Genomic DNA, 13,848 nt, shown 5'->3' on the forward strand with positions numbered 1-13,848 from the left:
AGAGTCTTGACTGACCGCGATGACCAGTAAGGCAGGCACAGCGCATTACTGAGCCACCCGACAAGTCTTTCGCGCCGAACTACCGCCTTCAGCTACACTACCCCTGCCTCATCACTCCGACCAGGGTGCACCGCAGCTATTGGCAATCAGGGCACAGGCCAAAGACCTCTACGGTGTGGGAGCTTACGATGAACCCGTGCTCCTGGGCTATGCCCTGCACCCAGCGCTCTGGCGGCTCTATCTCGACCGTCTTGCCACAATGACGGCAGATGAGATGGTGGTGGTGGGCGTTGTCCTTGCACAGGCGGAAAACCTGCTGGTCATTGAGGCGAACGGTATCAACCAGACCGGCCTCGACCAGGGTATTCAGCTGCCGGTAGACCGTGGCCAGGCCGATGTGCGCATCAGCCTCGGTCAGGAGACGGTGGAGGTCATGGGCCGACATGAAGTCAGGGCAGCGTTGAAGCTGTTCAAGAATCGCTTCCTTCTGCCGGGTCTGCCTGGTTCGCCGGGCAAGCGAACCGGCACCCGCCGTCTGACCACTCATCGCAAACCACCCTTCACCACTGCATGCACCAGCAACTGCCCTTCACTCTAGCCGATGGCAGGCCAACAACACAGGCCCCTGCCCCTTGGGCGAAGTTCCAGCCAATGGATCACTCCTGCCCGAAGGTCAATACAACCTTGCCGAAGACATCCCCGGAATCAAGCCGTGAGAAGGCCTGGAACGCCTCTTCAAAGGGGTAGGTCGCGTCTATGACCGGGTGGATGTCAGCCAGCTCAACCAGGCGCAGCAGGCGGGCGAAGTCCTCGATGGATCCCATGGTGTTGCCGACCACCCGTATGTCCTGGAAGAAGATGCGGGTCAGCTCGGCTCCAGGCTGGTCGCCGCTGGTGGCCCCACAGATGGCGATGGTGCCGCCGGGGCGCACCGCCTTGACCGAATGGGACCAGGTGGCCGCACCGACCGACTCGATGACAGCATCAACCTTATGGGGCAGCCTGGCACCACTGGCAACGCTCGAGGAAGCGCCAAGTCCCATTGCCCGCTCACGCTTGGCCTTGGACCGGGAGGAAACGAAGACCTCCAAGCCGGCGGCATGGCCCAGTTGGAGGGCGGCTGTCGACAGGCCGCCACCGGCACCCTGGATGAGCACGCTATCTCCGGGTTTGAGACCCGCCGCGCTGAAGAGCATGGAATAGGCCGTCAGCCAGCTGGTCCCCAGGACTGAGGCCTCGGCATAGCTGAGATTGGCCGGCATGGGAAGGATATGAGCCGAGGGCACCGAAGTCAGGGCGGCCATCGTACCCGGGTAGTGCTCGGAGAGGATGCTGCGGCCTTCCCCCGCCGGAAGACCGGCCAGGTCCGCGCCGACCACCGTATAGGGAACCACCGCACTACCTGCCCCCAGGGTGTGGCCGCCATAGCCGACCACATCCTCCAGGAGGGTTCCGGCCGCATCGGTGCCCAGAATCATAGGGGTGGCCTCCTGGCTCAGGCCAACGCCGGCCAGACTCCACAGGTCATGGTGGTTGACACTGGCGGCCTTGACACGCAAGGTGGACCAGAATTCCCGTTTGGCGGGTTCAGGCTGCTCGCCGACAGCCAATACGGACAAGGGGTCCTGGGCATTGACCCCGCAGGCATATATCGACTTCATAGATGGATCCTTCCAGGATGCGGCTTCCTTCATCTTAGGCTTCAGCCCACACCACAGGGGACCCCAAACAGCTAGCTCCCGTCACGACAGGCCAGGGGGGGGGCAGAGTGACAGGCTATTGGCGTATCAGCTGAATCTGCTTGACCCCGTCCTTGCTGCTGTGGCGGTAGAGCACGAACCTGTGGCCGATGACCTGGACCAGGTCGGCGCCAAGCCTGCCTGCCAGTTCCTCCCCGGCTTCACGGGCATCCACCGGGCTGCCGTCCTGCACCACACATTTGATGAGCTCGTGGGCATCCAAGGTCTCGGCAGCTTGGGCCAGGGTGGCCTCAGTCACCCCGCTTTTGCCGATCCACAGCATGGGGTTGATTCCGTTGGCCAGTGCCCGCAACTGCTTGACCTGCTTCTTGCTCAATGCCATATCCATCCACTTTCCTTCAGACTCGCCCTCACTTGCCAGTCGTCACACTGCCGGCCCTTGGGGCAGCAAGGACCATGCTCTCCCCTGGCGATGCCCAGCTGGTCAGCCTCACAAGTCACAGCAGCATGATTCGGCCGCACCGCAATAAGGGCTGTATTCCAATCCGTATAGCCCAACAGTATAAGATGAGGCAACCATCAACACGCCATCTGCCGGCCGTACCCAGGGAACTAGGCGGCAGGCCCAGCCGCCTCAGTGTTCCCCAGACCGGTGTGCCGTCTGGGGCAGGGCATGGACCAGACTACTGCTCGTCGTCCGCATCGTAGAGACAGCACTGGTCCAAGGTGGCGGAAAGCCTGGTGAAGAGGCACTGCGGAGCCGAGGGAGGGCGCAGGTAGCGGCGCAGGGAGGCAATCAGGGCCCTCTCCTTGGCATCACAGGAAATCTCTATGTCAAAGTGGTCAGCCACATCGGCTGCCTCGTTGGCCCCCAGCGAAACGATGGACGACTCCTCCTGGGGAGTATGAACATGGGTCAGGTGGACTTCGGCATGCATCGCACCGGTCGAACTATGACTGGTCACAGACATGTGGCTATGGTATTCCACAGTGTCACTCATACTGGTCACCCTCCTTGATTGATCGCCCACTCACTTCAGCCTTACTCACTGACGCTTCCCACTATTATGTACACCCGAGTGCTTGTCGGGGTTCGCGCTCAGAGAATACTTCTTCTGCGTGTCTGTCTTGTCACTACTGGTAGATGGCTTTGCCTGACCCTCTGCGCCATCAGGCAAAGACCCGGCCTCGTGACTGCCAGCCGGTGGAACCCTGGCGGTTCCTGCCAGGTCCTTGGGCCTGCCATAACCGCGCTCACGGGCAAAACCCGAAAGCTCCTCCTTCAACTGGGTACGTGCCCGGTTGAGCCGACTCATGACCGTACCGATCTTGATGCCTTGCTCATCGGCGACCTGCTGGTAGGACTTGCCATCAATGGCGGCGTCGATGAAGACCTGCCGGCGTTCCGGGCTGAGCTTGGCCAGAGCGGCCATGACCTCCTGGGGGGCAAAGGCCTCCAAATACTCCTGCTCGGCTGACCTCAGCCCCTCAGAGGAGTGCTCAGCCGCTGAGTATATGTCCCAGTCGTCGTATTCGCCGGTGGAGTCGTTGGCCCTGCGGGGGCGGCGCTTGGCTTTAGCGTACTGGTTGAAGTAGGCGTTGCGCTCAATGGTGACCATCCAGGCCTCGAAATTACTGCCGGGACGGAAGGAATCGAAGGCCTTGAAGCCACGCTCAAAGGTGTCCTGGACCAAATCCTGGGCATCCTCGGGGTTGTTGGTCAGCTTCATGGCCTGACGGTAGAGCACATTCACTGCAGGCATGGCCAGCTCTTCAAAACGCTTGCGCTTCTGAGCCAGGGTCTCATCCTTGATCTCGAGATGCTCGGTCTGCTCTGTTGTCATCACGACCTCCATACTAGTCGTCGGCCAAGTCAGCCAGAGTATGTCAGACGGTCTCATATACGGCAGACATGCCGGTAACCCGCCTGAGATAAGTCGGGAGAAGACCTACAGACCCATTGTCTTCAGACCATTCCCTGAAAAACGACAGGAATAACCCAGCGAATTTACAGACACCACTCACTACCATGTCAGGTATGACCCCTGTGTTCAAACAACTCATGCAAGCAATTGACAAAGCCCCTGCGCAAGGCAGCGACACCCTCCTGTGCGACTCCCAGCTCCTTGGTTTCGACACCGAAACCACGGGAACACGCGCAGGCAAGGATGCCATCGTCTCCGCCTCCTTGGTCCTGCGCGACCCGGCGGCAGGCTACCAGGGGGACGTGGTCGGCGAGTGGATCATCAACCCCCACTGCGCCATGAACCCCAAGGCCAGCCAGGTCAACGGCTTCACCGACGAATTCCTGGCCCAGCATGGCGAGGAACCGACCGAGGCTGTGGACCAGGTGGCTCGAATCATCGACGCGGCCCAGACCAAGCGCATACCCCTCCTGGCCTATAACGCCTGCTTCGATATCGACATGCTGTCGGCCGACCTCAAACGCTGGGGCCTGGCTCCGCTGGCCGAGCCGTTGGTGGTCGACCCCCTGGTCATCGACCGGGCCATCTCCAAGCGTTCCGGCCGCAGGACCCTGGAATACACCACCCAGTACTACGGAGTGGAACCGCACGGGGACTTCCACGATGCCCGGGCCGACACCGTGGCGGCAGTAGACCTGATCAAGCCCATGAGCACCCTCTACCCGCAGGTGGGGAAGATCAGCTTGGATGAACTGATGCAATGGCAGCGTTCGGCCTTCGAGACCTGGAAGGAATCCTTCAACGAATGGCTGTCCTCCAAAGGACGGCGGCCGGTGACGGACACCTGGCTCTAAGCTGCCTGCCCAACCTTGAGATGCCCGGGCAATGTTGGGATCTGGACCCATTACCATATTCCCTCCCCGGTGTCTAGCCTTGGCTATGCTGTAAGGCGAGGTCTGCCCGTCGGCGGTCAGGAGTATTAGTCGTGAGCAGAGACGGTAGACTCCAGACGGTCAAGGCATTGCCCCCCCCCAGAGCGCTACCGGGAACCACAGGCACAACGAATCGGATAGGACCATGGCCATGACAGCACCGCAGGCCCCAACACAGAAAGGGCCCGTACACCGCCAGGGTCTCACCTATGCCGACGCGGCACGCATCCTCCAGGAGCACGGTCTCCTGCGGGAGATCATCCAAGGAGATCTGTGGACCCTGAACCCCGACCGTATCCAGGGACTTGACCTGCCGATCGCCAGCATCAGCTATGACAGCCGGCAGGTGACGACGGGGACCATGCTCTTTGTCAAAGGCAACTTCAAGGCCCACTACCTGCAGGGACTGGACACCAAAGGCCTGACCTGCTACGTGGCCGAGACCGAATATTCCGCCATGACCACAGCGGCCGGACTAATCGTCTCAGACGTCCACCAGGCCATGTGCCTGCTTGCTGCCGAGTTTCATGGCCACCCCGAGCGCCGGATGACCCTCGTGGGCATCACCGGAACCAAGGGCAAGACCACCAGCACTTATCTACTCCACGCCATACTGAACGACTATTCCCATGGCAGGGCGGCCATGTCATCGTCAGCCGGCATCTGCCTGGATGGCAGGAGCTACCAGCACGCCGAGCTGACCACGCCGGAGTCCCTTGATCTGTTTGCCATGCTGCGGCAGGCGGCCGACCAGGGCATGGACTATTTCGTCATGGAGGTCTCCTCCCAGGCATACAAGGTCAACCGCGTCTACGGGCTGACCTTCGATGTCGGAGCCTTCCTCAACATCAGCCCCGACCATATCAGCCCCATCGAGCACCCGACCTTCGAGGACTACCTCTACTGTAAGCGCAGGCTCATAGCCAACAGCAGGACCCTGGTGCTGGGGGCGGGCTGCGACCATGAGGACCTGCTTAAGGAGGATGCGCGCCGGGCCGGCATAGCCGTCAGCCGCTTCGCCGCCGCCAGGCGGGGAGGAAAGGACCCGCTGACCACAAGCCAGCCGGGGGATCTGACAGCCCTGATCGGCGAGCAACCGACCCAAGGCTACGAACTCCTCAAGGCGGGTCATCGCTTGGGGACATTCCACCTTTCCATGGACGGCGATGTCAACATCCTCAACGCGGTTGGAGCCCAGGCCATGGCCCTGGCCTGCGGGATCCCAGCGGACGACCCCAGCCTTCATGCAGTCGACCAGGTCCAGGTCCCCGGGCGCATGGAGCATTTCATCAGCAAGGACGGCATTGTCGTCTATATCGACTTTGCCCACAACTATCTCAGCTCCAAGACCCTGGTCGATGAGGTGGAGGCCCTCTACGGCAACCGCAACCCCCGTATCACCATGGTCTGCGGGTCAACCGGCGGCAAGGCCCTGGACCGGCGCGAGGGCATCGTCAAGGGTGGCCTGGGTCGTGTCGAATCCTTCATCTTCACCATGGATGACCCCAATGATGAGAACCCCCAGGCCATAGCCGAGGAGATGCGCTCCTACGTGACCGACCCCAAGGCCAGCAGCCAGATCATCTTGGACAGGGAGGCGGCCCTGGCGGCCGCAGTTCAGGGGGCACGGGCCCACGCTGACCGGCTCAACGTCATCCTGGCCATCGGCAAGGGCAGCGACCAGTACATGGTCCTCAAGGGCCGCAAGAAAGCCTACCGGGGCGATCGGGCCGCGTTGTTGGAGGCCATGGGAGACTAGCGTGCCCGGCACAGCCGCAAGACCACTGTGCCCGAGGGCGCAGCTACTGTAGCCTACCTGGAGGCCTGGGCCAGCTACTGCTGACCTTCAGTCTGCTGCCCATCCTCGGCCGACCGGTACTCCAGCTTTTGGCTGATCACCGAGGTGACGCCGTCCCCCCGCATGGTGATGCCGTAGAGGGCGTCCGCGATGCTCATGGTCCGCTGCTGGTGGGTGATGATGATGAGCTGGGCATGCTCCCGCAGCTGGTTGAAGGCGTTGATGAGCCTGGTCAGGTTCAGGTCATCGAGCGCGGCCTCGACCTCATCCATGACATAGAAGGGGCTGGGGCGGGCCGTGAAGATGGCGAAGAGCAGGGCCAGGGCGGTCAGGGAGCGCTCGCCACCGGAGAGCAGGCCCAGCTGCTTGACCCGTTTGCCGGCGGGGCTGGCCTCGACCAGTACGCCGGTGGTCAGCAGATCGTCCGGGTTCTCCAGGCGCAGGCGGCCGGTGCCTCCGGGGAAGAGGGTGCCGAAGACGGTCTGGAAGGCCTCGGCCGTGTCATCGAAGGCCGATTTGAAGACCTGAATCATGGTGGAATCCAGGTCCCGGATCAACTGCATGAGGTCATCGCGGCTCTTGGCCACGTCCTTGCGCTGGTCGTTGAGGTATTGGTTGCGGGACTGGAGGGCGTCGTATTCCTCGGTGGCCAGGGGGTTGATCTTGCCCAGGGCCTCCAGGTCACGCTGGGCCTTCTTCAGGCGCTTGATCTGCTCCTGGCGGTCGTAGGGGACCGTTTGGTAGGCGATCGCCGGCTGCCGGCCATCGGTCTCCTCCCCCGGCCTGGATTCATCTACGCTCTGGTCCTCTTCGCTTGCCCGCTCAGCTTCAGCGTCGCCGGTTGAAGCAGAGCCCTCAGTCTCAGTCGCAGCCTCAGCCTGGGCGGACTCGGCACCCTCCAGGGGAATGGGCTTGCCCTGGTCGTCCAGCACAGGAACCGGCTGGTCGGGCCCGTAGTGGTCCAGCAACTCCTCCAGGCTCAGGCCCAGGTCGTCGGAGACCTTCTGGGTCAGCTGACCATAGGAGGCCGCCAGACGCTCACGGTCGACGTCAAGCTCATGCTCACGGGTCTGCAGGGCCTGGACCTTCGGTTCCAACTGGTCTCGCTGGCCACGCAGGGTCCTCAACTCCTGGTCATGGCTGGAGGCGGCGGCCTGCAGGGCCTCACGCTCCTTGACCACCTGCGCCAGGCTGGCTTCCACCAGGGCGGCCACAGCCAGGGCATCAGCGGCGATCTGCTCGACCGTCCGGGCCTGGGTGGACCTGCGTTCGTTCAGTTCCTGAAGCCTGGTCCGCCTGGCCACAGCCTCCTTGGCCTGGTCGTGAAGGAGACCTGCCTGCCGTTCCAGGGATTCTGCCTTGCGGCTGGCGTCCTTCCAGGCGATATTGGCCGTGACCTCCCGCTCCCTGGACTGGCTGAGGCCAGCTTCCAGCCCATGTTCACGTTCGGTCAGGTCGGAGAAGTCGGCATGGTCGGCCGTCGACTCCTGGGCTTGGGCCAGGGCCGTCTGCAGGTCCTTGAGCTTGATGGCGTGGGACTGGCCTTCATCCTGGACCTGCTCGATCTTGGCATCCAGGGCCTTAAGTTGGTCTTCCACAGCATCCAGACGCTGACGGGCCGATGCGAGCGACTGCTGGGCCTGCTGGGCCTTGACCCTGGCCTCGGTGCGCTTCTGGGCCTCCTGATCCACCGTGGCCCTGGCCTGGTCCCGGGCGGACTGGGCCTGGCTGATGGCCTGGTCCAGCTTGGCCATCTCCTCATCAAGCCCCCTGATCTCCTGCAGGGCCTTGTCTCGCCTGGCAGCCAGGGACAGGTCGCTCTGTGACAGGGAGGAGCCGCCGATGGCCCCCACCGGGTTGATGATTTCACCCTGGAGGGTAACGGCCAGCTTCCAGGGCTTCTGACCTATGGCCTCCAGGGCTTCCTTGCGGTCACGGGCCGCGAAGGTGTCGGCAAGCAGGGCCTGGACGGCCTGGACCACTTCCTGGGCCAGGGGCTGGTCCTCGGCGGCGGGATTGACCGACAGGAGGGCTGCGGCGCAAGGGTCCCGGAAATCCTTCTCCTGCGAGGGCTCCTGCCCGGCCATCCAGGGATGGAGGAGCACTGCCTTGCCCAACTTGTCGCTGGCGGCGCGTTCCAGCGCATGCAGCATGGCATCGGTGTCGGGCACGACCATGGCCGAGGCGAAGGCGTCCAGGGCATGGGCCACGGCCTCCTCCCAGCCCTCCTGCACATGGATGAAGTCGGTCAAGCGACCCATAGCCCCGACCTGCCCGTCCCGCTCCAAGGCACCGGAGGCATTGCGGCTCTCCAGGGTGTCGGTCAGGGCGTCGGCCTTGGCCTTGAGGGAGATGCGCTGGGCATCGGCCTTGCGCTGCTGGTCCTGGGCCTGGTTCAAGTCCTCCTGCGCCTCCTGCAGGGCCTGGCGGGCCTGGTCCAGGGCCTTGCCGTCATCGTCAGCCAAGTCTTGCACCTGGCCATCCAAGGTCTCCAACTGGGCCCGGGCCTGGTCGCGCTGACCTTCCAGCCCCTTGCGCTGATTGGCAAAGTCCCCGGACCGGCTCGTGGCCAGCTGCACAGCGGACTCCTCACGGGCCACCAGCTCGCGGAGATTGGCTATCTGGGCATCACGCTCCTGCTCGCTGGTCCGTAGCTCGGTCAGGGTCTGTCGCACCGAAGCCAGCTGCTTCTCGCGGCTGGCACGCTCCTCAACGGCCTTGTCGAGCTCAAGTCTGGCCTGGGAGACCAGGGTCTGCTGCTCCCTGGCCTGGCCATCCAACTCCTGGGCCCGCTGCTCCAGCATATCCGGGTCCTCGCCGAAGTTCTCGACCATCTGCCCCCGCAGGGATCCGGCCCGCTCCTTGGCCAAGGAAGACAAGGAGTTGAGCCGTTCCTGAATCCGGGAAAGGTCATGCCAGGTCTGGTTGATCTTGCTCATGGCCGGGCTGGATGCCGAGCTTAGGCCCTCCACCTGGTTGATGCGAACCTTGACCTGGGAGAGCTCCTTCTGCAGCTCCATGAGTTGCCCCCGGACCTGGGTCAGTTCCCGCCGGGTCTCCTCGCGCTGCTTGAGGGACTTGCTGGCATCCTCGGCGTAGATGCGGGACTGGGCGTCGCGCAGGGCCACCTGAATGTTCTCGGCCTTGCGGGAGATGCGGGCCTGACGGCCCAGGGGGCCCAGCTGCCGGTGGATCTCGCCCAGGAGGTCGTCCAGGCGGGAAAGGTTGGCCTCCGTGTTGGCGAGCTTGCGCTGGGCCCGCTCCTTGCGCTTGCGGTGTTTGAGGATGCCGGCGGCCTCCTCGATGAAGGCCCTGTGGCCGCTGGAGTCGGCCCGCAGAATGGCGTCAAGCCTACCCTGGCCCACAATCACGTGCATCTGTTGGCCCAGGCCGGTGTCGGACAGGAGCTCCTGTATGTCCAGCAGCCGGCATTGGCTGCCGTTGATGGCATACTCAGAACCCCCGTTGCGGAAGATGGTGCGTGAGATGGTGACTTCGCTGTAGTCGATGTCCAGGGTATGGTCGGAGTTGTCGATGGTCAGGGTGACCTGGGCCCGGCCCAGGGGCGGCCGGCTGGAGGTGCCGGCAAAGATCACGTCCTCCATGGAGGTGCCACGCAGGTTCTTGGCTCCCTGCTCACCCATGACCCAGGTCAGGGCGTCGACGATATTGGACTTGCCGGAGCCGTTGGGACCCACCACGGCGGTGATGCCGGGCTCGAAGCGCAGTGTGGTGGCCGAGGCGAAGGATTTGAAACCCCGGAGGGTCAGTTCTTTCAGATACATGCGGCTTCGATTCCTTCGGACAGTCCGTTCACTCCCGGTAACAGGCAAGCAGGCAGGCACTGTCACCCATCAACCGGCATACCCGACCATTCTATCGGTCGAGCTGATAATCCTCACAGTCATCCTGTTCGGGTGCCAACTGGGGAAGCAACACTCCTCGTCATCCTTCTTAGACCGCCAGCGAGGTCTCGATGACGTCATCCGCCGACAGTCCACTTACGGTCGAGCCGGATTCAGGCCCAGTCTTCCGCCCCTGGTCTGTCCCTATGCTTCGCCCTTGGTCTCCCCCGCAGACTCAGTGCCGGCGACCCGCTGGGCCTTGGTCTTCTTCAGGTCAGGGTCGACATGCTCGGCCAACATGGCCCGGGCATCACCGGCCGTCACGAAGGAGCCGCAGATCAGGACACCATGGCCGTAGCCCACACCCAGGTCGTCATCGGCATCGACCATGTTCACGGCGGCCTGTATGGCGTCAGGGAGGGCATCCACCCGGGTCACCCGGTCGGGACCGAAGACGTCCTTGGCGATCGCCTCCAGCTCCTGGGCAGGCATGACCCGCTCCCGCCAGGAATTCTCGGTCACCACAATCTGGCTGAGGATGGGCTCCAGCTCCCCCAGGTACTCCTCCACCTGCTTGTCCTTCATCATGGAGACCACACCGACCAGCTGGCTGAAGCCGTAGTTCTCCTCCAGGGCCTCGCGCAGGGATTCGGCGGCATTGAGGTTGTGGCCGCCATCAAGGATGATGGTGGGTGAGGTACGGATCTGCTCGATGCGGCCTGGGATTCTGACACCGCCGAGGGCCTCGCCCACCAGATCGCCATCCAGCACACCGTTGACCGGCATGACGGTCTCGGCCGCAGCCAGGGCCGCGAGCGCGTTATGGGCCTGGTGAAGGCCGAACTTGGCGATGGGCACGTCCTCGTAGGTGCCGTTGGGGGTGCGCAGGGTGGCCAGCTGTCCGCCGACGGCCGGCATGCGGCTGACAATCTCCATCTCCTGGCCGTCACGAATCATGGGGGCCTGGGCCTTGGCAGCGGCTACCTCCAGAATGGGCATGACCTCCTCGCCATGGGGCTGGGGGCCGATGATGGCGGTGGAGCCGGGCTTGATGATGCCTGCCTTCTCGGTGGCTATCTGTTCGACGGTGTCGCCCAGCCATTCCATATGGTCCATGTCGACCGGGCCGATGATGGCCGCGTCGGCATCAAGCACATTGGTGGCATCCCAAAGTCCGCCCAAGCCGACCTCAACGATGGCCACATCGACCGGCGCATCGGCGAACTTCCAGATGGCCATGGCGGTCAGGACCTCGAAGAAGCTCATCTTGGGGTGGCCCTCCTGGTCCATCCTGGCATCGACCAGGTCCACGAAGTCCCTGATTTGCTCCCAGGCATCCACAAAGTCGTCGTCGTTCAGCTGCTGGCCGTCGATGGCGATCCGCTCATTGACCTTCTCCAGGTGGGGCGAGGTGTAAAGGCCAGTCCTCATGCCGTAGGCCCGGCAGATGGCTTCGGCCATGCGGGCGGTGGAGCCCTTGCCATTGGTGCCGGTGATGTGGATGACCCGGAAGCTCTCCTCGGGATGGCCCAGGAGGTCCAGGATCAGATTCATCCGGTCCAAGTCCAGGTTGGTCTTGTTGTGCTCGGACGGTCGACTCATGATATCGCGCTCGACCAGCCGGATGTCCTGCCCTGCTTCGTTCGGATGCTCAAATGACATGTGACCCCTGTTCCTCGGCATACTGACTGCTCACATTCTATGAGAGGGAGCCAACAGAAGCACTCCATTCGTCGCACAGCCGAGTGAGCCCCGCTCCGGTAGTCCCACCCCACCCCCGCATACCGACTCACCACAAAGCCGCTTACTCGCTCACAACCCATGAAAAGACTGGCGTGGACTTTCCCTATATCGACTTAGGGTGAGCCCGTTCGTGGATGCTGTCCAGAAGGTCCGGTGCCAGCTGCGGAGACAAATCCCACAGGGCGTCAGCGTTGAACAGCGAACCCGGGCCGGCCGCTGACTATGATGGCAGGAAAGAGTAAGCAAACCAGCGAGTAGCAGACGGGTGAGGTGCCATGAGTCAGGTAGTGACCGACAAGGACAGGGAATATGAACGCCAGGAGGCCGCCAAGGCACCGGGGGCCAACCAGCCCATAACGGAACGGGTCAACAACCGTTCCCTGCGCCCCAACAGCCATGATTTCAAGGAGTTCATGACCACCGGCTGGGACAACCAGGAACCGACCATCGAACCTTTGGAATCCAGCAAGTACATTCCTGCCCGCCTCAAGACCTTGGGTCGCGCCTTCCCCGGCGAGCGCCTGGTCATTCCGGCGGGCCAGCCCAAGGTGCGCAACAACGACTGCGACTATGCCTTCCGACCTGACTCGGCCTTCTCCTACTACACCGGTCTGGGGCAGGATTATGAGGCCGGCGCCGTGCTGGTCCTGGACCCCCTAGATCCGCAGAGCACCGAGGCCAAGGCCGGGCAGACCCATACGGCACAGCTTTTCGTGGCCCCTCGCGCCGACAACTCCACCGAGGACTACTACCGTGACCCGCATTACGGTGAGTACTGGGTCGGCCCCCGGGCAGGCCTTCGCGAGTTGGCGGCCATGACCGGTATCGAGACCCACGACCTCGCCCAGCTTGCCGACGCCCTGGGTAAGGATGTGGGCGCCCAGGCCGGTTCCGTCCGTCTTCGGGTCATCAGCGATGCCGACAGCCAGGTGACCACCCTGGTCGAGGAGACCCGCAAGGCCAATGGCTTCCCTGACCCAGCCAAGAACAACGCGGCTGACGACAAACTGCATGAGTTCACCTCCGAGGCCCGCATGGTCAAGGACACCTTTGAGGTGCAGGAGATGCGCAAGGCCGTTGCCGCCACCAAGGATGGCTTCGACCGGCTGCTCAGCCGCCTGCCCCAGGCCATGGATAGGCCCCGGTCCGAACGGATGCTTGAGGGGGCCTTCAACTCCGTGGCCCGCGAGGAGGGTAACGAGGTCGGCTATGACACCATCGTGGCCTCGGGTGAGCACGCGCCGATCCTGCACTGGATGCGCAACACGGGCGTGGTCCGCCAGGGAGATATGCTCCTGGTCGACGCTGGCGTGGAGGTAGACAGCCTCTATACGGCCGACATCACCCGCACCTTCCCCGTCGGCGGCAAGTTCACGCCCCTGCAGCGCAAGCTCTACCAGGCGGTCCTGGACTCCCAGCAGGCCGGCTTCGAGGCGGCACAGCCCGGGGCCACCTACTCGGACATCCACCACGCCTGCATGAGGGTCATCGCGGAACGCCTGCACGAGTGGGGCATTCTGCCGGTCGACGTGGAGACCTCCCTGTCTCCCGAGGGGCAGCAGCACCGGCGGTGGCTGGCCTGCGGCGTGGCCCATCACCTTGGTTTGGACGTGCACGACTGCGCCCAGGCCCGTTATGAGTCCTACCAGGGCGCCCAGATTCGCCCCGGGATGATCTTCACCATCGAACCCGGTCTCTACTTCGCCAAGAACGACTTGCTCCTGCCTCCGGAGATGCGCGGCATCGGCATCCGCATCGAGGACGACGTGCTCATGACCGAGTCCGGCCCCGAATGGATCTCCAAGGACATCCCCAAGCAGATCGAAGACGTTGAGGCCTGGATGGCCGACCGGGCCAGCCATCCCACCTCCTGACAGCACCAAACCCAAGCCTCGGCAACTGCCC

The 13,848-nt window shown here is 63.3% G+C and carries 10 protein-coding genes; 3 read left to right on the forward strand and 7 right to left on the reverse strand.

Annotated features, from left to right (window positions below):
- Nucleotides 1-136: 136 nt before the first annotated feature.
- The 5 genes from CRD60_RS01250 to CRD60_RS01270 all read right to left on the reverse strand — a co-directional run bounded on the left by CRD60_RS01250 (nucleotide 137) and on the right by CRD60_RS01270 (nucleotide 3,544).
- Complete coding sequence (locus tag CRD60_RS01250; RefSeq protein WP_113859494.1) at nucleotides 137-547, reverse strand: Fur family transcriptional regulator; 411 nt, start codon at nucleotides 545-547, stop codon at nucleotides 137-139.
- Nucleotides 548-656: 109 nt separating this feature from the next.
- Nucleotides 657-1,661, reverse strand: coding sequence for a zinc-binding dehydrogenase (locus CRD60_RS01255; protein ID WP_113859495.1), 1,005 nt, complete (start codon nucleotides 1,659-1,661; stop codon nucleotides 657-659).
- Between the two features lie 115 nt (nucleotides 1,662-1,776).
- Nucleotides 1,777-2,082, reverse strand: coding sequence for a YhbY family RNA-binding protein (locus CRD60_RS01260; RefSeq protein ID WP_113859649.1), 306 nt, complete (start codon nucleotides 2,080-2,082; stop codon nucleotides 1,777-1,779).
- Nucleotides 2,083-2,383: 301 nt separating this feature from the next.
- Nucleotides 2,384-2,701, reverse strand: coding sequence for a hypothetical protein (locus tag CRD60_RS01265; protein ID WP_113859496.1), 318 nt, complete (start codon nucleotides 2,699-2,701; stop codon nucleotides 2,384-2,386).
- Between the two features lie 45 nt (nucleotides 2,702-2,746).
- Nucleotides 2,747-3,544 (reverse strand): sigma-70 family RNA polymerase sigma factor, encoded by a 798-nt coding sequence (locus tag CRD60_RS01270; protein WP_330848971.1) that lies wholly within the window; start codon nucleotides 3,542-3,544, stop codon nucleotides 2,747-2,749.
- A 218-nt stretch (nucleotides 3,545-3,762) separates the two neighbouring features.
- Between CRD60_RS01270 and CRD60_RS01275 the strand changes: the two genes are divergently transcribed.
- Together CRD60_RS01275 and CRD60_RS01280 are read left to right on the forward strand one after the other, a co-directional pair.
- Nucleotides 3,763-4,479, forward strand: a complete 717-nt coding sequence (locus CRD60_RS01275) for an exonuclease domain-containing protein (RefSeq protein ID WP_236630757.1) — start codon at nucleotides 3,763-3,765, stop codon at nucleotides 4,477-4,479.
- Nucleotides 4,480-4,708: 229 nt separating this feature from the next.
- Complete coding sequence (locus CRD60_RS01280; protein WP_113859651.1) at nucleotides 4,709-6,316, forward strand: Mur ligase family protein; 1,608 nt, start codon at nucleotides 4,709-4,711, stop codon at nucleotides 6,314-6,316.
- Nucleotides 6,317-6,390: 74 nt separating this feature from the next.
- Here the strand turns inward: CRD60_RS01280 and CRD60_RS01285 are convergent, their stop codons facing one another.
- Both CRD60_RS01285 and CRD60_RS01290 read right to left on the reverse strand, forming a co-directional pair.
- The gene (locus CRD60_RS01285) at nucleotides 6,391-10,140 is read right to left on the reverse strand and encodes an AAA family ATPase (RefSeq protein ID WP_113859497.1); all 3,750 of its coding nucleotides are present in this window, start codon (nucleotides 10,138-10,140) and stop codon (nucleotides 6,391-6,393) included.
- Between the two features lie 264 nt (nucleotides 10,141-10,404).
- On the reverse strand, nucleotides 10,405-11,862 hold the full coding sequence (locus tag CRD60_RS01290) for a bifunctional folylpolyglutamate synthase/dihydrofolate synthase (protein WP_113859498.1): 1,458 nt from the start codon (nucleotides 11,860-11,862) through the stop codon (nucleotides 10,405-10,407).
- Nucleotides 11,863-12,218: 356 nt separating this feature from the next.
- On the opposite strand from CRD60_RS01290, the gene CRD60_RS01295 reads away from it, so the two are divergent.
- Entirely contained in the window at nucleotides 12,219-13,817 is a 1,599-nt protein-coding gene (locus CRD60_RS01295) for an aminopeptidase P family protein (protein WP_113859499.1), read from the forward strand.
- The last annotated feature ends 31 nt before the right edge of the window (nucleotides 13,818-13,848 follow it).

The sequence above is a fragment of the Bifidobacterium aemilianum genome, assembly GCF_003315635.1.
GTDB lineage: Bacteria > Actinomycetota > Actinomycetes > Actinomycetales > Bifidobacteriaceae > Bifidobacterium > Bifidobacterium aemilianum.